Source organism: Pseudomonas sp. B23(2017) (assembly GCF_002113725.1).
In the GTDB taxonomy this organism is placed as follows: domain Bacteria; phylum Pseudomonadota; class Gammaproteobacteria; order Pseudomonadales; family Pseudomonadaceae; genus Aquipseudomonas; species Aquipseudomonas putida_Z.
Genome location: NZ_NEJM01000009.1, coordinates 75,271 through 96,090 on the forward strand (window position 1 = coordinate 75,271; position 20,820 = coordinate 96,090).

The 20,820-nt window shown below is 61.1% G+C and carries 19 protein-coding genes; 8 read left to right on the forward strand and 11 right to left on the reverse strand.

Annotated elements, in window-relative coordinates:
- Nucleotides 1-58 precede the first annotated feature (58 nt).
- Nucleotides 59-544, forward strand: a complete 486-nt coding sequence (locus tag CAG46_RS15985) for a glycine zipper domain-containing protein (protein WP_025339507.1) — start codon at nucleotides 59-61, stop codon at nucleotides 542-544.
- 145 nt (nucleotides 545-689) lie between these two features.
- Here CAG46_RS15985 and CAG46_RS15990 read toward each other — a convergent pair whose 3' ends face one another.
- The 7 genes from CAG46_RS15990 to CAG46_RS16020 form a co-directional block, all read right to left on the reverse strand.
- Nucleotides 690-1,049: a cupin domain-containing protein gene (locus tag CAG46_RS15990; RefSeq protein ID WP_085588129.1), complete on the reverse strand. Its 360-nt coding sequence runs from the start codon at nucleotides 1,047-1,049 to the stop codon at nucleotides 690-692.
- Nucleotides 1,046-1,639 (reverse strand): GNAT family N-acetyltransferase, encoded by a 594-nt coding sequence (locus CAG46_RS15995; RefSeq protein WP_178080707.1) that lies wholly within the window; start codon nucleotides 1,637-1,639, stop codon nucleotides 1,046-1,048. The genes CAG46_RS15990 and CAG46_RS15995 overlap by 4 nt, the downstream gene beginning before the upstream one ends.
- A 504-nt stretch (nucleotides 1,640-2,143) precedes the next feature.
- Complete coding sequence (gene arsJ, locus CAG46_RS16000; protein WP_085616169.1) at nucleotides 2,144-3,388, reverse strand: organoarsenical effux MFS transporter ArsJ; 1,245 nt, start codon at nucleotides 3,386-3,388, stop codon at nucleotides 2,144-2,146.
- Between the two features lie 9 nt (nucleotides 3,389-3,397).
- Nucleotides 3,398-4,402 carry an ArsJ-associated glyceraldehyde-3-phosphate dehydrogenase gene (locus CAG46_RS16005; RefSeq protein ID WP_085616171.1) on the reverse strand — a complete coding sequence of 335 codons (1,005 nt, stop codon included), beginning with the start codon at nucleotides 4,400-4,402 and terminating at the stop codon, nucleotides 3,398-3,400.
- Between the two features lie 23 nt (nucleotides 4,403-4,425).
- Nucleotides 4,426-5,142, reverse strand: coding sequence for an arsenical resistance protein ArsH (gene arsH / locus CAG46_RS16010; RefSeq protein WP_085588137.1), 717 nt, complete (start codon nucleotides 5,140-5,142; stop codon nucleotides 4,426-4,428).
- Nucleotides 5,143-5,146: 4 nt separating this feature from the next.
- Nucleotides 5,147-6,208 (reverse strand): ACR3 family arsenite efflux transporter, encoded by a 1,062-nt coding sequence (arsB, locus tag CAG46_RS16015; protein WP_085616173.1) that lies wholly within the window; start codon nucleotides 6,206-6,208, stop codon nucleotides 5,147-5,149.
- 113 nt (nucleotides 6,209-6,321) lie between these two features.
- Nucleotides 6,322-6,678, reverse strand: coding sequence for a metalloregulator ArsR/SmtB family transcription factor (locus CAG46_RS16020; RefSeq protein ID WP_085616175.1), 357 nt, complete (start codon nucleotides 6,676-6,678; stop codon nucleotides 6,322-6,324).
- A gap of 384 nt (nucleotides 6,679-7,062) precedes the next feature.
- On the opposite strand from CAG46_RS16020, the gene CAG46_RS16025 reads away from it, so the two are divergent.
- The 3 genes from CAG46_RS16025 to tcuB all read left to right on the forward strand — a co-directional run bounded on the left by CAG46_RS16025 (nucleotide 7,063) and on the right by tcuB (nucleotide 10,748).
- The gene (locus CAG46_RS16025) at nucleotides 7,063-7,983 is read left to right on the forward strand and encodes a LysR family transcriptional regulator (protein WP_025339500.1); all 921 of its coding nucleotides are present in this window, start codon (nucleotides 7,063-7,065) and stop codon (nucleotides 7,981-7,983) included.
- Nucleotides 7,984-8,131: 148 nt separating this feature from the next.
- Entirely contained in the window at nucleotides 8,132-9,586 is a 1,455-nt protein-coding gene (gene tcuA / locus CAG46_RS16030) for an FAD-dependent tricarballylate dehydrogenase TcuA (protein ID WP_085616177.1), read from the forward strand.
- Nucleotides 9,567-10,748 (forward strand): tricarballylate utilization 4Fe-4S protein TcuB, encoded by a 1,182-nt coding sequence (tcuB, locus tag CAG46_RS16035; RefSeq protein WP_085616179.1) that lies wholly within the window; start codon nucleotides 9,567-9,569, stop codon nucleotides 10,746-10,748. The genes tcuA and tcuB overlap by 20 nt, the downstream gene beginning before the upstream one ends.
- Nucleotides 10,749-10,808: 60 nt before the next feature.
- Here tcuB and CAG46_RS16040 read toward each other — a convergent pair whose 3' ends face one another.
- Nucleotides 10,809-11,702: a LysR family transcriptional regulator gene (locus CAG46_RS16040; protein ID WP_013972231.1), complete on the reverse strand. Its 894-nt coding sequence runs from the start codon at nucleotides 11,700-11,702 to the stop codon at nucleotides 10,809-10,811.
- Nucleotides 11,703-11,849: 147 nt separating this feature from the next.
- On the opposite strand from CAG46_RS16040, the gene CAG46_RS16045 reads away from it, so the two are divergent.
- The 4 genes from CAG46_RS16045 to CAG46_RS16060 all read left to right on the forward strand — a co-directional run bounded on the left by CAG46_RS16045 (nucleotide 11,850) and on the right by CAG46_RS16060 (nucleotide 17,056).
- Entirely contained in the window at nucleotides 11,850-12,929 is a 1,080-nt protein-coding gene (locus CAG46_RS16045; RefSeq protein ID WP_085616181.1) for a 4-oxalomesaconate tautomerase, read from the forward strand.
- Between the two features lie 73 nt (nucleotides 12,930-13,002).
- Nucleotides 13,003-14,316, forward strand: a complete 1,314-nt coding sequence (gene dctA / locus CAG46_RS16050; protein WP_025339496.1) for a C4-dicarboxylate transporter DctA — start codon at nucleotides 13,003-13,005, stop codon at nucleotides 14,314-14,316.
- A 123-nt stretch (nucleotides 14,317-14,439) separates the two neighbouring features.
- Complete coding sequence (locus CAG46_RS16055; protein ID WP_085616183.1) at nucleotides 14,440-15,744, forward strand: CitMHS family transporter; 1,305 nt, start codon at nucleotides 14,440-14,442, stop codon at nucleotides 15,742-15,744.
- 58 nt (nucleotides 15,745-15,802) lie between these two features.
- Complete coding sequence (locus tag CAG46_RS16060; protein WP_085616185.1) at nucleotides 15,803-17,056, forward strand: OprD family porin; 1,254 nt, start codon at nucleotides 15,803-15,805, stop codon at nucleotides 17,054-17,056.
- A 48-nt stretch (nucleotides 17,057-17,104) separates the two neighbouring features.
- Here the strand turns inward: CAG46_RS16060 and CAG46_RS16065 are convergent, their stop codons facing one another.
- The 3 genes from CAG46_RS16065 to CAG46_RS16075 form a co-directional block, all read right to left on the reverse strand.
- Nucleotides 17,105-18,004: a DMT family transporter gene (locus CAG46_RS16065; protein WP_085616187.1), complete on the reverse strand. Its 900-nt coding sequence runs from the start codon at nucleotides 18,002-18,004 to the stop codon at nucleotides 17,105-17,107.
- 23 nt (nucleotides 18,005-18,027) lie between these two features.
- On the reverse strand, nucleotides 18,028-19,539 hold the full coding sequence (locus CAG46_RS16070; protein ID WP_178080708.1) for a sensor domain-containing diguanylate cyclase: 1,512 nt from the start codon (nucleotides 19,537-19,539) through the stop codon (nucleotides 18,028-18,030).
- A gap of 160 nt (nucleotides 19,540-19,699) precedes the next feature.
- Entirely contained in the window at nucleotides 19,700-20,800 is a 1,101-nt protein-coding gene (locus CAG46_RS16075) for an SDR family oxidoreductase (protein ID WP_085616191.1), read from the reverse strand.
- Between the last annotated feature and the right edge of the window lie 20 nt (nucleotides 20,801-20,820).

The window sequence follows — 20,820 nt, forward strand, 5'->3', positions numbered from 1 at the left end:
TGTAAGGCCCTGTGCAGAGCCTCAGGATCGCCTCCGTATCCCTCTGAGGCTTTCACATATGAAGTACTCCTCGATTCTCTTGTTGTCACTTGGCCTGCTGAGCGGCGTTGCGTCGGCAGGCGGCAATACCGAAGCAGGTATAGGTGGCGCATTGGGTGGAGTATTGGGCTCGGTAGTCGGCCAGTCGATCGGCGGCAGCACCGGCTCTGCAATCGGCGCCGGCCTGGGTGGCGCGGCCGGTGGTGCGGTGGGTGCCGACAAGCACAGCCGTGGCGAGGCGGCCATTGGCGGCGCACTGGGTGCAGCTGGCGGTAACGTGGTGGGTCGCAAGATGGGCGGCACCACTGGCAGCATGATCGGCGCAGCAGCCGGTGGCGGTGTGGGTGGTGCCTTGGGCAACCACATGGGCCGGGAATACGATGACGAGAGCGGGCATCGCTATCGTGATTATGACGACGATGACGATGATCGGGGCTGGCGCCGTCACCGCCACGACCGTGGCAATCACTACGGCTGGCGCAACAAACACCGCCACGACGACTGATCCCGCCGAGGCGGTTACGCTGTTTTCTTTACCTGCTTGGGGCCGCTTTGCGGCCCTTTCGCGACACAAGGCCGCTCCCACAAAGGCTTTGTTCCATGCGCGAGAGCGCAGCCATGAGGTAGAGGGCTGTTGTGGCCTGCCGCGCCTAGTTTGCGGGCAAGAGGATCACGAAGTTCTTTTTCATGTCTTCCAGCACAGTCCATTTGCCCTTGGCGCCCGGTTCGATGATGAACGTGTCGCCAGCGGCGAGTTTGACGGGGGCGCAACCCTCAAGCTCGATGACGCAGCATCCACTCAGGACATGGCAGAACTCCCAAACCTTGTAGTCGATGCGCCACGCTCCGGTGCTGGCTTCCCATTCTCCGGAAATGCGACCTTGCTGTTCATCGTGATAGTACTTGGACGTCAGCGTATGAGGGGTGCCTTCCACCACCTCTTCAAAAAAGGGAAGGTCGCGTATCGGTTGGATATCCAGTTCGCGGAACACGGTCAGTTTCTTGTTCATGGCTTTTTCTCGAGCACGTTTTGGTTAGGGCGATACATCAAATAGGCTTCACCGGTTACGCCCAGCATCGGGTGCGGAACGATCTGGCAGGTTTTAACAATTTGAAAACCGTGACGTTCGTAGAAGCGGCGTGCACCGTGGTTTTCTGCATAATCGATCAGGCATAGCCCATTCAGGCCCGACTCCTCGGCGCGCTGCTGGGCGTGGCGAAGAAACTGGACGCCCAGCCCCTGGCTGCGCCAGGCCTCATCCAGGGCCAGGCTGGATATGTACAAGGTGTCGGGTATTTCCATGTCGGAATAAGGCGCGAGGACCGGGTCTGTCTCGACAGGCCTGTCAGGGGTCTCGCGCAAGGCATAGCTATGCATCATGCCGATGACACGCCCTTCGAAAGTGGCCATCAGGCAGTTCTTGTAGGAAAAGTCGCCTTGTTCCCTGGCATAGCGAGACGCACCGACGCTCAGCAATGCTTCTCCAGGAGCGGCAAGCTTGCTCCATATGTAATCGGCCATGCCCTCCGATGTCAGTTGAAAGAAGCGCGCAATATCGTGCGCGTCCGAGGCTTGAGCGGGCCTGAAGTCGATAGGCATGTACAGTGCTCCCATGGGATCGGGTGGTTAGTTTTCAAGGATTACGCCTTTGGCAGGGAGGCAGGGTAGGCGGGTTGAACGGTGCCCATCATGCTGTGGGCGAACACCGTCAGCACGGTGTGCGACGCTGTCCCATGCGCAAAGACAGGTTGACGTCTGATGGCTCAGGCCTGGGGAATCGATCGTGCAGTTACCGGAGGTGGTTAGGCGAGAAACGGGCGATGTGTACGCCCATGGCGGGAGGGCCGGAAACAGAGCAGGAGGTGAACCCCGTATGGAGGTCGTATGTCACGAAAGACAGCTACCGACCCAGAGCAGACGCGAAAAAAACTGCTGTCGTGAGTGCTATGCGCACTCTGTGGGAGCGGGCGTGCCCGCGAACACCGGCGTAGCCGGTGCCAGTCTTCGCGTTTGATTCTTCGCGGGCGCGCCCGCTCCTACAAAGATTGCTGTTCGGCTCACCGGCAGCCAAGGATCGATTGTGGGCAGCTGTGGATCACCCCTTTACCTTTTCTCTTCGCTAGCCTGGAGCACCCCGGCAGCATGCCTTGGCAATGCGATAGAAATCAGGGCAGCCAGCAGAACAAACGCTGTGGAAATCCACAGGCAGGCTCCCAGCCCATAAGCCTGGAATACCCAACCGGAAAGCAGCGTACCGACCAGCCGCCCTAGCGCGTTGGACATGTAATAGAAGCCCACATCCAGCGATACCCCGTCTTCCTTGGCATAGCTGACGATCAGGTAGCTGTGCAGCGACGAATTCACGGCGAACAGCACGCCGAACAGCATCAGCCCGCCCAGCAGCACCACCTGCGCCGACCAGCCTGCCGACAGGCCCAGGGCGATAAGCGCCGGCAGCCCGGCAAGGGCAATCGCCCAGATGAAGGCTGCGCGACCGTCAGGCACATGGCCGCGTTTCTTGCCAGTGATGTGGGGCGCAAGCGACTGGACGATGCCGTAGCCGATTATCCATGCAGCCAGGAAGCCGCCGACCAGCCAGAAGTCCCAGCCAAAAGCCGTGCTCAGATATACCGGCAAAGCCACGACGAACCAGACGTCACGGGCGCCAAAGAGAAACAGCCGTGCGGCCGAGAGAATGTTGATGGCCCGGCTCTTGGACAGCATGTCGCGGAACTTCGGTTTGGCCTTGGCCTTGCCCAGGTCTTTCTTCAGCAGGATCAGGCTGCCGATCCAGATCAACGCCAGTACCGCCGCCATGGCCAGCACCGCCAGGGTGAAGCCGAGCAGGGCGAGCAGGGCACCACCAAGGAAGAAGCCCACACCCTTTAGCGCGTTTTTCGAACCGGTGAGAATGGCTACCCACTTGTACAGGGTGCCTTGCTGGCTATCCGGCACCAGAAGCTTGATGGAACTCTTGGCGCTCATCTTGTTCAGGTCCTTGGCGATGCCGGACAGCGCCTGTGCCGCCATCACCCAGGGCACTGTCAGCCAGGCTGCCGGCACCGTGAGCATCAGCAAGGCCAGCACCTGCATGCCCAGGCCGATGTTCATGGTGCGGTTGAGCCCCAGGCGGGCGCCGAGGTAGCCGCCCACCAGGTTGGTAATCACGCCGAACACCTCATAGAACAGGAACAGCGCAGCAATCTGCAGCGGCGTGTAGCCCAGCGTATGGAAGTGCAGTACCACCAACATGCGCAACGCACCGTCGGTGAGGGTGAAGGCCCAGTAGTTGCCGGTAACCAGCAGGTACTGACGCACTTGTGCAGGCAGGGCTGACAACGCCTTCATGATTGCCGGTTACTCCGCTGCGCCGACCAAGCGTGCCAGTTCAGCTGCACGGTTGGCGTAGCCCCACTCGTTGTCGTACCAGGCGTAGATCTTCACCTGGGTGCCATTGACCACCATGGTGGACAGCGCGTCGATGATCGAAGACCGTGGATCGGTGCGGTAGTCGATGGACACCAGAGGGCGTTCTTCGTAGCCCAGGATGTCCTTGAGCGGCCCTTCGGCAGCGGCTTTCAGCAGCGCATTGACCTCGTCAACCGTCGTCTCACGTTCCACCTCGAACACGCAGTCGGTGAGCGAGGCGTTGGCCAGCGGTACACGCACGGCGTGCCCATTCAGCTTGCCGCGCAGCTCGGGGAAGATCTCGGCGATTGCGGTAGCCGAACCCGTGGTGGTCGGGATCAGGCTCATGCCCGAGGCACGGGCGCGACGCAGGTCCTTGTGCGGCGTATCGAGGATGCTCTGGGTATTGGTCAGGTCGTGGATGGTGGTGATCGAGCCGTGACGGATGCCCAGGTGCTCGTGAATTACCTTGACCACCGGGGCCAGGCAATTGGTGGTGCAGGAAGCGGCGGTGACGATACGGTGTTGCGCCGGGTCGAACAGGTGCTGGTTGACGCCCATCACCACGTTCAGCGCGCCTTTCTCCTTTACTGGAGCGCAGACGACCACACGTTTGACGCCCTGATCCAGATAGGCCTGGAGCACGGCTACCGACTTCATCTTGCCGCTGGCTTCGATGACCAGATCACAGCCCGACCAGTCGGTGTCCGCGATGTTCTTGTTCGCGGTGACCTTGATGCGCTTGCCCTCGATCACCACCGAATCGCCTTCCGCCTCGGCTTCACGCTGCCAGCGGCCGTGGACCGAATCGAAGTTGATCAGGTGGGCGTGGGTCTCGGCGTCGCCGGCCGGGTCATTGATCTGGACGAATTCGAATTCCGGCCAGCCCCAGGACGCGCGCAGCGCCAGGCGACCGATACGACCAAACCCATTGATGCCTACTTTGATTGCCATGGTCTTGTTCTCGAGTTGTGACTTCAGATGGATCGTTGATTGACACGCCTGGACAGTTCCTCGGCCGACTCCTTGCGCTCGGAGTAGCGGTCGACGAGGTAGTCGGCGCGGTCGCGCAACAGCAGGGTGAACTTCACCAGCTCTTCCATGACATCGACGACACGGTCGTAGTACGGGGACGGTTTCATGCGGCCCGTTTCGTCGAACTCCAGGTAGGCCTTGGGTACGGACGACTGGTTGGGGATGGTGAACATGCGCATCCAGCGGCCAAGTACGCGCAACTGGTTGACCACGTTGAACGACTGCGAACCGCCGCATACCTGCATGACCGCGAGGGTCTTGCCCTGGGTCGGCCGTACGGCGCCCATGCTCAGGGGAATCCAGTCGATCTGCGACTTGAACACACCAGTCATCGCGCCATGACGTTCCGGGGAGCACCAGACCATGCCTTCCGACCACAGCACCAGGTCGCGCAGCTGCTTGACCATCGGATGGTCATCCGGCGCGTCATCCGCCAATGGCAGGCCGGACGGGTTGAAGATTCGCGTCTCGGCACCGAAGTGCTCCAGCAGGCGGGCGGCTTCTTCGGTCAGCAGGCGGCTGAAGGAGCGTTCGCGGGTCGAGCCGTACAGCAGCAAGATGCGAGGCTTGTGGGTGGACTGCTGCTCGATCGCCAGTTTCTCGGCTGTCGGCAGATCGACCAGGTCGTTGTCGATGTTGGGAATGGGGTGTTCGGTCATGGTTTCACTCCTGGGACAAGGCGCCAGATGGCTGATCGAACCAGCGACGCTTCAGCCACCAGGCCACGCCAACCAGCGAGATCAGTACCGGCACTTCCACCAAGGGCCCGATGACGGTGGCAAACGCGACCGGCGAGGCGAGGCCGAAGGTGGCGATGGCCACCGCAATGGCCAGTTCGAAATTGTTGCTTGCCGCAGTGAAGGCCAGCGCAGTGGTGCGGGGGTAGTCGGCCTCCAGCAGCTTGCCCATCCAGAAGCTGATGAAGAACATCACCACGAAATAGATGGTCAGCGGGATGGCGATGCGCAGCACGTCCAGCGGCAGTTGCAGCACCATGTCGCCTTTCAGGCTGAACATGGCAACGATGGTCAGCAGCAACGCCACGAGGGTCAGCGGGCTGATTTTCGGAATGAAGTGCTTCTGGTACCAGGTGGCGCCTTTACGGCTGATCAGGGTCTTGCGGGTCAGGAAACCGGCCAGGAACGGGATACCCAGGTAGATCAGCACCGATTGGGCTATTTCGAGGAAGCTGGTCTCGATGACGCTACCTTCCAGGCCGAACAGTGGCGGCAGCAGGCCCAGGAAGATCCAGGCGTACACGCTGAAGAACAGAATCTGGAAAATGCTGTTGAAGGCGACCAGGCCGGCCACGTACTGGTTATTGCCGCCGGCGATCTGGTTCCATACCAGCACCATGGCGATGCAACGCGCCAGGCCGATGAGTATCAGGCCGGTCATGTACTCGGGCTTGTCGGAAAGGAACACTACTGCCAGCCCGAACATCAGCACCGGGCCGATCACCCAGTTCTGGATCAGCGACAGGGCGAGGATGCGCTTGTCCTTGAAGACCTGTGGCAACTCCTCGTATTTCACCTTCATCAATGGCGGGTACATCATGACGATCAGGCCGATTGCGATGGGGATGTTCGTCGAGCCCACCGACAGACTGTGCAGCCACGCTGGCAACTCCTGGAACAGGCTGCCGAGAGCGATCCCCAGGCCCATGGCCAGGAAGATCCAGACCGTCAGGTAGCGGTCGAGGAATGAAAGCCGGCTTTTGCTCATGGTGTTTCTCCCTGAACGTCGGAGCGTTCCGATGATCGCCAGCTCGGCCTTGAGCCGGGCGGCATCCGGTTGTTCGAAAGGCAATGCGAGAAATGCCTTTTTCTCGGCAGTGGTCAGCAGCAGGCAGCGACGCGCTGAGGGCGGTCACCCATGGTGTCCAGTCGTTTGGCGCTGGTGCCCAACCATTCGCGATTGGCTTCCAGCGTGGTTACCAGGACATCGCGTACCCAGGCGGGCAGTTCTGGATGAAGGCGGTAGTAAACCCATTGGCCCTGCCTGCGGTCTTCAAGCAGGCCGCAGGTGCGCAGTTGTGCGAGGTGGCGAGAAACCTTGGGTTGGCTTTCTTCCAGGGCGCAGATCAGTTCACAGACGCACAGCTCTTCCTCACGAGTGATCAGCAGCATCATCCGAATGCGGTTCTCGTCGGCGAGGCATTTGAAGACCTGGGTCGGGGTCAGCGAGTCAGTCATGGGTGTTCTCGGTGCGGGCAGCTGGTGCCTATGGCGGGGTATTCAACGTATATGTTTTTTCGAATATACGGATTTTCGAATGTATTGCAAGGCCGCCGGATCTGTTCTGCGCACCTTGTGAAAGCAACGGCCTTGCTCAATTCCCAAAGCTGGCGCGATCCCTGTGGGAGCGGCCTTGTGTCGCGAAAGGGCTGCAAAGCAGCCCCAGCAATTTCAACTGTTGCGCATCAAACCTGGGGCCGCTTTGCGGCCCTTTCGCGACACAAGGCCGTTCCCACAGGGTCCCTGTCAACTTGATGAGGCACGGTAGCGTTCTGTCGATCAAGGCTGTGCAAATACGTTTAACATGCTCCAGGCCCGCCCCCATCGTTGAAAGAGATTCGCATGGAGTTACGTCAGCTTCGCTATTTCCTGAGTGTTCTGGAGTACGGCAGCCTTGGCAGGGCTGCGGTCGAGCTAGGGGTTGGCGCCTCGGCACTGAGCCAGCAGTTGTCGAAGCTGGAGAGCGAGGTGAGTACCCGGCTTTTGACACGTTCGAGCACCGGCGTCGCGCCGACGGCGGCTGGGCTGGCCTTCGAATACCATGCGCGCCTGGCGCTTCGTCAGGCGGAGCATGCTGTCCTGGCGGCACAAAGTGGTCGCATGAGCGGCTATGCCAGCGTGGGGCTGGCCCCGACCACTGCATCGATCCTTGGCTTGGCGTTGATCGACAGGATGCGCGAACGCTATCCCGACATCCGGCTGCACCTGGTGGAAATGCTGTCTGGTTATCTGATGAACCAACTCAATGCCCGGCACCTCGACCTGGCGGTGCTGTTCCAGGCAGAGACGGGGCCGCGGCTGGAGGTACGGGCGCTTCTGACGGAGCGGCTGTTCGTGCTGGTTCCCGCGCCACTGGTCAAGGATGGCTGGGGCGAGTCGCTCACGTTGCAACAGATCGCGACGCTGCCGTTGGTTATGCCAAGCACTCAACACGGTCTGCGAACGACGTTGCGCTCGATTTTCGAGCGGGCAGGGCTGGAGGCCAGCATCGTCATGGAAGTCGATGGTTTGTCGCTGTTGATGGATTGCGTGTGTGCGGGCCATGCCGCCACCATCCAGCCCGGCGCGACGGTGGCCCGGGCGCATCAGGCGGGCCTGCGCGTGTTTGCCATCGATGAAGCACAGGCGCAGCGTCGCAACGTAATTGTCAGCCTGACCGATGACGAGCTCTCGCCGGCAGCGTTGGCAACACGAATCGTACTGCAGGAGGTCGCCCGGGATCTGGTGGAACAGGGCCGATGGCCTGGGGCCCGGCTGCTTTGACCCGGATTCTGGGTACGCTCATCCAGCCCCTTTAGAAAAACTGAATGCCTCCCCTCGACGATCGCGTTTCGCGCCCTCCAGGCTCTCATTAAAGTCCCTTGTCACGAGGAGCAGCCGAACATTCGGCTCTTCGTGATCTGGAGGCGAAATGATCGATGTGCTAGTCATCGGAGGGGGCAATGCCGCCCTCTGTGCCGCGCTGATGGCGCGAGAGGCCGGAGCCAGCGTGCTGCTGCTCGAGGCCGCACCCCGCGCCTGGCGTGGTGGCAACTCACAACACACGCGTAACCTGCGGTGCATGCATGATGGCCCCCAGGACGTACTGCTCGAGGCGTACCCGGAAGAGGAGTTCTGGCAGGACCTGCTGAAGGTCACCGGTGGCCAGACCAACGAAAAGCTTGCGCGCCTGGTGATTCGCGCATCCTCCAGCTGCCGTGGGTGGATGCGCCGGCATGGCGTGCATTTCCAGCCCTCATTGTCTGGTGCGCTGCACACCGCACGGACCAATGCCTTCTTCATGGGCGGCGGCAAGGCGCTGGTCAATGCCTACTTCCGCAGCGCCGAAAACCTTGGCGTACAGATACGCTACGACACACCGGTAGCCGACATTGAACTGCGGGACGGACGCTTCGTTGCGGCCCATGTGCCGGCACGCGAGGTTCAGGGGCGACACCTGCCCGCCGAGCGCATCGAGGCGCGTACCTGTGTGCTTGCCGCCGGTGGTTTCGAGTCCAACCGCCAATGGTTGCGCGAGGCGTGGGGGCAGAACGAGCGAGGGGAGTGGCCTTCGGACAACTTCCTTATCCGTGGTACGCGTTTCAATGATGGTGTGCTGTTGCGCCGCATGATCGAACAGGGCGCCGACACGATTGGCGACCCGACCCAGGCACATATGGTGGCGATCGATGCCCGCGCACCGCTATACGACGGCGGCATCTGCACGCGCATCGATTGTGTGTCGCTGGGCGTGGTGGTCAACCGCGATGGCCAGCGCTTCTACGATGAAGGCGAGGATTTCTGGCCCAAGCGCTATGCCATCTGGGGGCGCCTGGTGGCGCATCAGCCAGGGCAGGAGGGGTTTTCGATCATCGACCGGAAAGCCCTCGGGCGCTTCATGCCACCGGTTTTCCCGGGCGCCACCGCCGATAGCCTTGAGGTGTTGGCCGGCCTGCTCGGTTTGCCTGTGCAGGCCTTCCTCGAAACCGTGCATGCCTACAACCGAGCCTGCCAGGTGGGCACTTTCGACCACACCCGGCTGGACGACTGCCACACCGTTGGCCTGGAACCGGTGAAAAGCCACTGGGCGCGCCCGATCGATACACCTCCCTACTACGGCTACCCGCTGCGCCCTGGCGTGACTTTCACCTACCTGGGGCTGCGCACCGATGAAACCGCCGCCGTCCATTTCGACGGGCGTCCCAGCCCGAACCTGTTCGTTGCCGGTGAAATGATGGCGGGCAATGTACTGGGCAAGGGCTACACCGCAGGTGTCGGCATGTCCATCGGCACCGCTTTCGGCCGTATCGCCGGGACCAGCGCCGCTGCAGCGGCGGGTTACGAACATCCAGAAAAAGAGAATCGCCATGACTGCGCAACTGCCTGAACCACGCCAGCCTGATGCGGCCGGGGCGGCCCTCGAACTGATCCCGGTGTTGAACGTCGAGGAGCGGGAAGTGGACCGGCAAATGCGGATATGCAACGCCTGTCGCTACTGCGAGAGCTTTTGCGCAGTTTTCCCGGCAATGACCCGCAGGCTGGAGTTCGGCAAGGCCGACATCCATTACCTGGCCAACCTGTGCCACAACTGCGGCGCTTGCCTGCATGCCTGCCAGTACGCTCAGCCCCACGAATTCGCCGTCAACGTGCCGCAGGCGATGGCCAAGGTGCGCGGGCAGACCTACGCCGAGTACGCATGGCCGGCCCTGTTCGGCCGGCTGTATCGGCACAACGGCGCCTATGTTGCCAGTGCCTTGGCAGTGGCCTTGTCGCTGTTCCTGCTGCTGGCGTTGTGGGTCAATGGCACGCTGCTACCTGGTCGGCTGGCGGGCAATTTCTATGCGGTCTTCCCGCACAACACCCTGGCGCTGATGTTCGGTAGCGTCTTTGTCGCTGCAGGCTTGGCTCTGGCGGTGGCGGTACGTCGCTTCTGGCGTTCGGTCTCGCCTGCCGAGGCGCTGGCGCAACCGGCAAAAGGGGCTGTGCTTGAGGCATCAAGCGCGGCCTTGACCCTGAAATACCTGGACGGCGGGCACGGCCAAGGTTGCAACAACGCCGATGATCGCTACACGCTCTGGCGCCGTCGCTTCCATCACTTCACCTTCTACGGCTTCATGCTGTGCTTTGCCGCCACGGTGGTCGCCACCGGGTATCACTATCTGCTGGGCCAGCAGGCGCCGTACCCGCTGCTGAGCGCACCGGTGTTGCTCGGAACCCTGGGCGGAATTGGCTTGATTGTCGGGCCGGCCGGGTTGCTGGCGCTGAACCTGCGCAGGGCGCCGGAGCAGGGCGATGTGGCCCAGCGCCCCATGGACCGGGCCTTCATCCTGCTTCTGCTGTTGGTCAGCGCCACAGGCCTTGCCCTGCTGGGGCTGCGTGATACCGCAGCGATGGCGATCGTGCTGGCGCTTCACCTGGGGACGGTGATGGCGCTGTTCATCACGCTGCCCTATGGCAAGTTTGCCCATGGCCTGTTCCGCAGCGCGGCACTGCTCAAGTTTGCAATCGAGAAGCGCCGCCCCAACAAGCTGGGCCTGGGCGGGGAGTGAACCATGAACTCAGCCCGTATTTCCCCCGCGCCGTGCCGAGCCGGAAGCAAGGCATTTCGTTCAGCGGTTGGGCCACTTGTCCAGCAGGATCGACACGAACTTCTCCGCTGCCGGCGACAGCGACGCCCCTCTGCGGTAGACCAAACCAAGGGTACGGGTTACCTGGGGTTCGATCAGCGGCACGCTGACCAGCGTCGGGTGGTCGGCGCTGGGCATGGCCAGGCTGGGCATGGCCGACACGCCCAGCCCGGCCTCGACCATGCCCAGCGAGGTGGACAGGTGCTGAACCTCGTAGAACCACTTGGGCCGCAGGTTGAGACCGGACAGGGCATGGTCCAGCAGCATCCGGTTACCGCTAAGCCGGCCTACGCCAATCAGGCGGTAGTCGGCCAGTTCTGTCCAGGTGACGGCTTCACGGTTCGCCAGCTTGTGGTCCCTGCGGCAGGCCAGGACGAAATGTTCCTGTACCAGGGAGACGAACTCGATGTCCGGGTGCTGGCCGCTCATCATGTTGATGCCGAAATCGGCTTCACCGCGCAGTACGGCTTCGAGCCCGTCGTTGGCACTGAGGTCCAGCAGACGAATGCGGATCTTGGGGTATTGCTCGTTGTAGTCACGGATCACCGACGGCAGGAAATAGAACGCTGCAGTCGGAATACAGGCGAGGGTTACCTGACCGGTCTGTCGTTCTGCGAGTTCGCGAATGCTCAGGATCGAGTCTTCGAAGTCATCCAGCAGGCGCCTTGCCTTGGGCAGGAAGTCCCGCCCGACGCTGGTCAGGCTGACGCGACGAGTAGTGCGTTCCAGCAACGAAGTGCCCAAGCCTTCCTCGAGCTTCTTGATCCGCCGGCTCAAGGCGGGCTGCGACAGGTGCAACGCTTCTGCGGCTTCGTGGAAGCTGCCGAGTTCGGCGATTTTCACGAAAGATCGTATGTCTTGCAGCTCATATTCCATCTCGGATCGCTCTTGGCAGTCAGTTCTGAATTGATGCTTGGATCGCAATAATAGCTACGATATTTGCATTGGATTGATTTATCCATCCCTGTCAATCTTTTGTCCACAGCATCAATGATGTCCATTGATCAACAAGAGTGCGAAATCATGCAACGAATTCCTTGCGTACTCATGCGCGGTGGCACCTCCAAGGGCCCCTTTTTCCACGCATGGGACCTTCCTGCCAATGTGGTCGAACGCGACGAATTGCTGATCAACCTGATGGGTTCCGGGCATGAACTGGAAATCGACGGCATCGGTGGCGGTAGCCCGCAGACCAGCAAGGTAGCGATTGTCAGCCCCTCGCTGCATGCCGACGCCGACGTCGACTACCTGTTCGTGCAGGTCATGGTCGCCCAGCGCCGGGTCGATACCGCGCCCAACTGCGGCAACATGCTGTGCGCCGTTGGCCCGTTCGCCATCGAGCAAGGTCTTGTCGAAGGTCAGGACGGCAAGACGCTGGTGCGTATTCGCAACCTCAACACCGGCACTTTCGTCAATTCGCTGGTGGAAACCCCCGGCGGCATCGTGCGCTATGAAGGCCGCACGGCGATCGATGGCGTACCGGGCACTGCCGCTCCGGTGCACCTGACCTTCCTCGATGCGGTCGGCAGCAAGACCGGCAAGCTGTTCCCGACTGGCAAGGCCAAGGATGTGATCGACGGCGTTGCGGTCACCTGCATCGACATGGCCATGCCGATGATGGTGGTGGAGGCCAGCCAGCTGGGCGTCACCGGCTCGGAATCCCCGGCCGAACTCGACGCCAACGGCGAACTGCTCGAGCGCCTCGAGGCGTTGCGGCTGAAAGCCGGCAAGGCCATGGGCCTGGGTGATGTCAGCGGTATGGTCATCCCCAAGCCTGTTCTGGTGTCCAAGCCCCGTTATGACGGCACGTTGCAGGTCCGCTACTTCATGCCGCACAACTGCCACCGCGCCTTGGCCATCACCGGAGCGATAGGGCTGGCGACTGCCTGCGTCAGCCCAGGTACGGTGATCGGCGAACTGCTGGGCGAGGGCGCCGAGCAACTGGCCGAGGTACGCCTGGAACACCCAAGCGGCGGTATCGATGTCGCGCTGTCACGCAGCGGCGCCGATGGCAAGACGATTCAGGCCTCTGTGGTGCGAACCGCCCGGCGGCTGTTCTCAGGCTTCGTTTACGCGCCTACATTCCGCAGGTTGGCGGGGTAGGCCCAGGCGGTAGTCCAGACCTGTACATTCGCAACAAGCGCATCCGCACAATTTCAACAATGGGTGATGCCTCATGAGACTCGCCAAATCGCTGTACTTCCAGATCCTCTGCGCCGTCCTGCTGGGCGTGGTGGTCGGTCACTTCTGGGCGCAACAGGCCGTTGCGCTCAAGCCCCTGGGTGATGCGTTCATCAAGCTGATCAAGATGATGATCGCGCCGGTGGTCTTCTGCACCATCGTCACCGGTATCGCCGGGATGACCGACAAGCGCTCCCTCGGGCGTTTGATGAGCAAGACCTTGCTGCTGTTCCTGGTATTGACCGTCATCAGCCTGATGATCGGCCTGGCAGCGGTTTACCTGTTCCGCCCAGGTGTCGGCATGAACATCGACCCTGCCACGCTAAGCACCGCGGGGCTCGGCCAGTACGCCGCGTCTGCGGCAAAGCTCAGCGTGGTCGACTTCTTCATGCACATCATTCCCGACACCTTCATCGGGGCGTTCAACAAGGGCGAAGTGTTGCCGGTGCTGTTCATCGCGGTGCTCAGCGGTTTTGCCCTGTCGTCCATGGGCGAGAAGGGCAAGCCGGTACTCGATGTGCTGGAATCTGCCTCGACCATGGTGTTTCGCATCTTTGGCTACCTGATGCGCTTCGCCCCGGTCGGTGCCTTCGGTGCGCTGGCCTTTACCGTCGGGCAGTACGGCGTGACGTCCCTGGGGGCACTGGCCAAGCTGGTCGGTACGCTCTACATCGCCTGTGCGTTCTTCGTGCTGGTGGTGCTCGGTGGTATCTGCCGTGCCCATGGTTTCAGCCTGTGGAAGCTGCTGCGCTATTTCCGCGAGGAGTTTCTGGTGGTGCTCGGCACCTCGTCCACCGAGCCCGTGCTGCCACGCATGCTGGAGAAACTGGAGAAATTGGGCTGCAAGAAAGGCGTGGTCGGGTTGGTATTGCCAACCGGTTACTCCTTCAACCTCGACGGTACAGCCATCTACCTGTCGTTGGCGGCAGTCTTCATCGCTCAAGCCTGCAACATCGACCTGAGCCTGGGCCAGACGGTGACGATGCTGGCGATCATGCTGTTGTCGTCAAAAGGCGCAGCGGGTGTGACCGGCAGTGGCTTCGTTGCACTGGCTTCGACCTTGACCGTGATTCACGACATTCCGTTGGCAGGGCTTGCCTTGCTGATCGGCATCGATCGCTTCATGTCCGAGGCGCGTGCCCTGACCAGCCTGGCCAGCAACGCCGTGGCCACCGTGGTCATCTCGCTGTCGGAGAATGCCTGTGAACGGGAAACCTTGCTGCGCCGCCTGAACGGCATTCCGGCTGCACCGGACGAGGCGGATATTGCGCAGGCCGACTGGTCTGCCGAGCCTCGGCATCACAGCTGAAAGCCTCTTCCATCTCCCATTGTTGACTTAAAATTCCACTCAGCATCCTGGCGATGCCGAGTGGGGTAGGGGGCCGTCTGCCTTGCCGATGGCCGCAATAGAATAAAAACAAGAGAAAAGACCATGCTCGCACTCCTGGGCCTGATCATGGTGGTGACCTTCACCTACCTGATCATGAGCAAACGCCTGTCGCCAATCGTTGCGCTCACCGTGGTACCCATTGTCTTCGCTGTGATCGGTGGCTTCGCCCCCGAACTGGGCAAGATGATGCTCGATGGCTTGAAAATGGTGGCGCCCTCGGCAGCGCTGTTGCTGTTCGCCATCCTGTTCTTCGGCCTGATGATCGATGCCGGCCTGTTCGACCCGCTGATCCGCAAGATCCTCAAGCGCGTCAATGGCGACCCGGTCAAGATCGCCATCGGTACCGCGCTGCTGTCGCTGCTGGTGGCGCTCGACGGTGACGGCACCACCACCTACATGATTACCTGCGCGGCCATGCTGCCGCTGTACAAGCGCATCGGCATGAACCCGATGATCCTGGCCACGGTATCCATGCTGTCGTTGAGCATCATGAGTGGCATGAGCCCTTGGGGTGGGCCGGCCACCCGGGCCATTGCCGCGCTCGGGCTGGATGCGACCGAGTACTTCATACCGATGCTGCCGACCGTGATCGGCGGTGCGGCCTGGGTGGTGTTCACCGCCTTCCTGCTGGGCCGTGCCGAGCGCCGACGCATCGGCAACATTGCCCTGGAGTCGGGTGGCGGCAACTGCTACATCAACGAAATCCTCGGCGACAACCCGCACAAGCGCCCACGCCTGGCGTATGTGAACCTGGTGCTGGTGATTGCCGTCATGACGGCGCTGGTGATGGGCGTCATGCACTCTGCTCTGTTGTTCATGATCGGTTTCGTCGCAGCGCTGATGATCAACTACCCGCAACTGGATCTGCAGAAAGAGCGCATCCTCGCCCACTCCGGCAACGCCATGACAGTGGTACTGCTGGTATTCGCCGCAGGCATCTTCGCGGGGATCTTCTCGGGCACCAAGATGGTCGATGCACTGGCGCAGACCCTGGTCGACTGGATTCCCGAGGCTTGGAGCCACTGGTTCCCGCTGGTGGTGGCGCTGACCAGCATGCCGCTGACCTTCGTACTGTCCAACGACGCTTACTACTTTGGCGTGGTGCCGATCCTTGCCAACGCTGCGGCCGCCTACGGCATCGACCCGGTTGAAATCGCCCGCGCCTCGGTGCTGGGGCAGCCGGTGCACCTGATGAGCCCGCTGGTGGCCTCGACCTTGCTGCTGGTGGGCATGGTCGATCGCGACATCGGCGACTTCCAGAAGGCCACCGTGAAATGGGCGGTGCTGACATCACTGGTCATCACCGCACTGGCCTTGGTCACGGGTGCCTTGTCCTTCTTCGTCTGATCTGCCTCGGGCGCTGCTGGCGCCCACCTCATCCAAGAACAACAACAGAGTATCGAAAATGTCCCGAACTGTTTTCCGTGGGGCCACCTGTGGCCTGCTCTGCGGCTGGCTGCCTGTGGCCGGCGCTGCCGGATTCATCGACGACGGCAAGCTCAAGCTGCAGCTGCGCAACGTTTACTTCAACGAAAACTTCCGCGACGAACAAGGCATGAGCGCCCGCGCTGCTGCAACTGCAAAGAGCGAGCGTGTGGAATGGGCACAGGGTTTTCTGCTCGACTACCAATCAGGGTTCACCCAAGGCCTGCTGGGGCTGGGGCTCGATGCCCTGGGGCTTGTAGGCGTACGGCTCGATTCGGGCCGCGGGCGCAGCGGTACCGGCTTGCTGCCGGTGCATGACGATGGCCGTGCCGCGGACGAGTTCGCCAGTGCCGGTGTGACGGCCAAGGCGCGACTGGGGCAGACCATCGTCAAGCATGGCACCTTGCTGCCCAAGACACCGGTGCTGGTGTACAACGATGCGCGATTGCTGCCGCAGACCTACCAGGGTACGCAGCTGACCAGTACTGATGTCGATGGCCTGACCCTGACCGCCGGCCACCTGGACCGTTTCAAGCAGCGGGACTCCTCCGACAGCACCGGCCTGTTCCTGGATGGTTACAGTGGCAGCGAGTCTGGCGATTTCAGCTTTGCCGGGGCCGAATATGCCGCCAGCAAGCAGCTGCGCTTGAGCTATTTCCACGGCCAGCTCGAACACTTCTATCGCCAGGACTACCTAGGTCTGGTCCACGACCTGCCGTTGGCCGGCGGTGTATTGACCACCGACTTGCGCTATTTCAAGAGCCGCGACAGCGGGGCCGCTCATGGTGGTCAGATAGACAATGACATGTTCAGTGGGCAGCTGTCCTATACCCACTCCGGGCACACTGTCGGTGCCGGTTACCAGGTGCTCGACGGCGAGGCAGGGCTGCCATACATCAGCGGCGCGACGGTCTACTCGTTCAGTAACGTTGGCATCGGCAAGTTCATCGAGGAGGAAGAGAAAACCTGGATGGCCAGCTATGCCTACAACTTTGCTGCGGCCGGTGTCCCCGGGCTGACCTTCATGGCGCGCTACCTGAGCGGGGACAACGGTCGCTCGGCTGATGCCGGGCTCAGCGAGTGGGAGCGTGACGTGGAGCTTGCCTATGTTGTGCAATCCGGGCCTGTGAAAGGTCTGGGTGTGAAGCTTCGCAACTACGTCTACCGCTCTGACTTTTCCCGAGGGCGCGACAGCAACCGGATCTACCTGACCTACGATATTGCGATCTGGTAATGCGGCCGTGCGAGCATGCATGCCTTGAGGTGCTTGCTCGCACGCGTTTCATGCTTTGGACGGCTGTGGCGCTTTCTTGCCCAGCCGGATCAGCTCATTGGAGAAGCACAGGCCGAAGAGAATCAGCCCGGCCCCCAGGTACAACGTGTCCCGCGGTACTTCATTGAGCACCACGAACGCCAGCAGTGCGGCAAACAGCGGCTCGGTCAGCTCCAGCGCCTGGACTTGCGAGGGTTTCAGGTATTCGATGGCCTTGGTGGTACAGAAGAAGCCGAGGATGGTCGGCAACGCGGCCAGCGCCAGCAGTGCCATGACCGCCACCAGCGACAGCTCGCCAATGTTGAACCCATCGGTTGCAGCCGGCATCAGCAGGTAGAGGCTGCCAAAAAACAATAGTTGCCGGGTGAAATGCAGTCCCCCGGAAACGCCCATGCGCTTCATGGCAACCGAAAATGCGCCATAACCGCAGCCTCCGATCGAAGCGAGCACTGCACCTTGCAGCGTAAAGCCTTGTTCCAGGTCGGCGCCAAAAATCACGGCAATGCCAGCTATGGTCAAACCGGCGCCTACCGTCGCGTTGGCGGTGATCGGGTCCTTGAGAACTATTCGCCCCAGTAATATCGAAGATATGGACGCGCTTGCCATCAGGATCACCACGACGCCTGCCGCGGCGTAGTGGCTATAGGCCGAGGTTTCAAAGTGGAACAACACAAAAATGCCGAGAAATGCGCAAACGGCAGCATGGAACCACTTGGCCGTATGCAGGGGCCGCTTTAGAAACAGGAGCAATGCTGACAGCAACAGGCAGCCGAGGACTGTTTTTATCAGGGCGATGCTGCTGGAGCTGAATCCACTGTTCATCAACACTTTGCTGAGTACGCCGATCGTTGCATTCAATGCAGCGGCGCAAAGTGCAAAGAGTACGCCTTTGCCGAAATGAGATTGCATTTGTACATTCCTCGTTATTGGCTTTATGCCTTCGCCCGGTCGACATGCAGGCGATTGCGGCCCGCCTGCTTGGCGATATAGAGCGCCCGGTCGGCGCGTTCAATCAGCGATGGCGGGCTGTCCAGGGCCGTTCCGTCGGCGCAGGCGATGCCGATGCTGGCGGTCACATGCCCGAAAGGGCTGCCTTTGTGAGGGATAGGTTGCAAGGCCAGGCGCTCGAGCATCAGCCTGGCGACGACGACCGCTCCGTCGTTGTCGGTATCGGGCAGGATCACGGCCAGTTCCTCACCCCCGTAGCGTGCCAGCAGGTCGCGAGGGCGGCGGATGCAGGAAGAGAGCAGGGCAGCCATCTGCTGCAGGCAGGCGTCGCCAGCCGGATGCCCATAGGTGTCGTTGTAGCGTTTGAAATGATCGATGTCGATCATCAGCAAAGCCAGCGTGGTGCCGTTTCGATGGGCGGTGCGGATTTCCTGGGTCAGCGCCTCGTCAAAGCAGCGCCGGTTGGCAAGCCCCGTGAGCGCATCGTGCATCGCCAGGCTTTCGAGTTGTTGATTGCTCTCCAGCAACTGCTGCTGGGTCAGTCGAAGCTCGCTTTCGACCGCACTGCGCCGGCTCATGGCGCGAATCAGCAGCCAGCCAATGGCCCCGATCAGTGCCAGCAGCGCAGCGACCACCAGTGACGACAGCAGCGCCTCGAGCCGCCAGGCCGAGAGTGCTTCCTGCTTGCCCAGCGCGACCGTTGTCACCAGGGGTAGCTTGTCGCTCTTGCGAAACGCATAGAGGCGCTCCACGCCGTCCAGGCTGGAGGTGAACGATGCGGTGCCCGCTGGCTGGTCAACGAGATACTTGGTAAAGATGGGCGACTTCGAAAAGTTGCGCCCCATGTCCTGTTCCCGAAATGGGTAGCGCACCAGCATGGAACCGTCGGTGTAGGCCAGCCCGATGGCACCGTCATGGCCGACATCCAGTTTGCCGAAAAGCTGCAGGAAGTTCTCCACGCCAAGCGTCATGGCGACAACGCCGGCGAACTCGCCGTGGTCATCGTTGAACCGCCGGCTGATGGTGATCACCCATTCCTGGTTGACGCGGCTACGGATTGGCAGGCCGATGAAGGGGTCGCGGGATGGGTCGTCACGGTGGTGGATGAAAAAGGCTCGATCGCTGCTGTTGGCACCGACGGGTGTCGGCTGGTTGGACGACATCAGCCAGCGTCCGTCCCTGGCGTAGATCATGATGCCGCTCATCGGCGGCATCAATGGTTGCTGGCGCTTGACCAGCTGATCCAGACGTTCGATCTGCGCAGGCCCGGCGCCCTCGGTTTCCAGGCGCTCGACCAGGCCGAGCAGCAGCATCGAGCTCTGCCGGACGATACCTTCCGAATAGGTGGACAGTGCCTGGGTCAGGTTCAGGCCATGGACATTGACGTCTTCCAGGGCGCGCTCGCGAGAAGCCATGACCTTCCACAGCATTAACGAGGCGAGAGAGCAACCGATGACCGATAGCAGTAGCACAACGAGGTGGATGTCACGCTTCACGTCAATTCACACGCCTTTTTCCCTAAAGACCAAGTTGAGCGTCGACACGCTTTAACTAACCAGACGGTCAGGAAGTAACCATCCGGTTCATGCGCAATAATATAACACCGAAGTTGCTGGAGTGTTCGACAGAATTACGCGCTCTGTCAGAACCCGTTTGTTATCTTCCGCCAGGTTTTGCAGAAGTGTGAACATGACGAGAGGGCAAGTAACCCTGGACGTAGCGCACGGTCTTTTCCAACGTTCGCACCATGTCGGGATGTGCCAACTGATACTTTCGTTCCAGTTGCTGGCTGTCACTCATGTCGAAGCGCTGCGTCTGGATGAAGTTCAATGACTCGGCGCTGATCGACAATCGGGTGGCCAGGCCGGGAATCGCCAATAGCCACTTCAGCAACCCTATGGGTACATGGCGGCGGGGGGCCTTTATATCCAGCGTTTGTGCCAATTGCTCGAGCATACCCTGCAGGTTCGGGGTGTGCTCATACAGCGCCAGGACCTGCCGGTTGGCCATCGACGGGTCGAACGCCACGCAGGTCATCATCTTTACCAGGTAGTCGACGCTGACCAATGGCAACCAGTGCCTGGCGGAACCAGGGACAGCCTTGAACCGGCCCAGTGCCAGGTTTCGAATGAGGTCGGCCAGAGGTTGCCCTTGAGGGATATGCCCGCTCTCGCTATGGCCACACACCGTAGCAGGATGAACGATCGTGTAATCCGCGCCTGCCTCCTGCATGTAGCGGATGACTGCAAAATGGGACTCCAGCTTGCTGCCTTCGTAGCCACCCACACGACCGTAGACTGCGGGCCAATTGGTGTTTTCAGGGCGCTCGTGATCAACCCCGATACTTGAAAGATGAGTAAGGTTCTGCAGCATATAGCCGCCCACCATCAGCAAGCGAATACGCTGGCTCGCCGCGAGCCTGGCGACTCTCAGCGCACCTTGTACATTGACTGCGCGGGCCTGCTCCATTGTCAGGCCCCAGGTAAACTGCGCCGCGAGGTGGAAGACCACAGCGACTGAAGCTACGCATTGCCTGTCTGTTTCGCTGAGTCCAAGTCCATCCCTGCTGATGTCACCTTCAACTGCATTTATATATGCAGGGTTACCTCCCAGTTGGCCTACTTGCGCTTTGAGGCGTTCGATATTTTCAGGGTTGCGCATGAGCACCCAGGTCTTGTGCCCTGTCGCAGTAAGACGGGCCAGTAGGTGTTGGCCGACAAACCCACTGCCGCCGGTAACGAAGCATTCCACGCTCATATCTGAATCCTTGTCTGGAT

Coding starts and splice junctions, on each gene's coding strand:
- CAG46_RS15985 (WP_025339507.1), top strand. CDS start 59: ATGAAGTACTCCTCGATTCTCTTGTTGTCACTTGGCCTGCTGAGCGGC.
- CAG46_RS15990 (WP_085588129.1), bottom strand. CDS start 1,049: ATGAACAAGAAACTGACCGTGTTCCGCGAACTGGATATCCAACCGATA.
- CAG46_RS15995 (WP_178080707.1), bottom strand. CDS start 1,639: ATGCCTATCGACTTCAGGCCCGCTCAAGCCTCGGACGCGCACGATATT.
- arsJ (WP_085616169.1), bottom strand. CDS start 3,388: ATGAAGGCGTTGTCAGCCCTGCCTGCACAAGTGCGTCAGTACCTGCTG.
- CAG46_RS16005 (WP_085616171.1), bottom strand. CDS start 4,402: ATGGCAATCAAAGTAGGCATCAATGGGTTTGGTCGTATCGGTCGCCTG.
- arsH (WP_085588137.1), bottom strand. CDS start 5,142: ATGACCGAACACCCCATTCCCAACATCGACAACGACCTGGTCGATCTG.
- arsB (WP_085616173.1), bottom strand. CDS start 6,208: ATGAGCAAAAGCCGGCTTTCATTCCTCGACCGCTACCTGACGGTCTGG.
- CAG46_RS16020 (WP_085616175.1), bottom strand. CDS start 6,678: ATGACTGACTCGCTGACCCCGACCCAGGTCTTCAAATGCCTCGCCGAC.
- CAG46_RS16025 (WP_025339500.1), top strand. CDS start 7,063: ATGGAGTTACGTCAGCTTCGCTATTTCCTGAGTGTTCTGGAGTACGGC.
- tcuA (WP_085616177.1), top strand. CDS start 8,132: ATGATCGATGTGCTAGTCATCGGAGGGGGCAATGCCGCCCTCTGTGCC.
- tcuB (WP_085616179.1), top strand. CDS start 9,567: ATGACTGCGCAACTGCCTGAACCACGCCAGCCTGATGCGGCCGGGGCG.
- CAG46_RS16040 (WP_013972231.1), bottom strand. CDS start 11,702: ATGGAATATGAGCTGCAAGACATACGATCTTTCGTGAAAATCGCCGAA.
- CAG46_RS16045 (WP_085616181.1), top strand. CDS start 11,850: ATGCAACGAATTCCTTGCGTACTCATGCGCGGTGGCACCTCCAAGGGC.
- dctA (WP_025339496.1), top strand. CDS start 13,003: ATGAGACTCGCCAAATCGCTGTACTTCCAGATCCTCTGCGCCGTCCTG.
- CAG46_RS16055 (WP_085616183.1), top strand. CDS start 14,440: ATGCTCGCACTCCTGGGCCTGATCATGGTGGTGACCTTCACCTACCTG.
- CAG46_RS16060 (WP_085616185.1), top strand. CDS start 15,803: ATGTCCCGAACTGTTTTCCGTGGGGCCACCTGTGGCCTGCTCTGCGGC.
- CAG46_RS16065 (WP_085616187.1), bottom strand. CDS start 18,004: ATGCAATCTCATTTCGGCAAAGGCGTACTCTTTGCACTTTGCGCCGCT.
- CAG46_RS16075 (WP_085616191.1), bottom strand. CDS start 20,800: ATGAGCGTGGAATGCTTCGTTACCGGCGGCAGTGGGTTTGTCGGCCAA.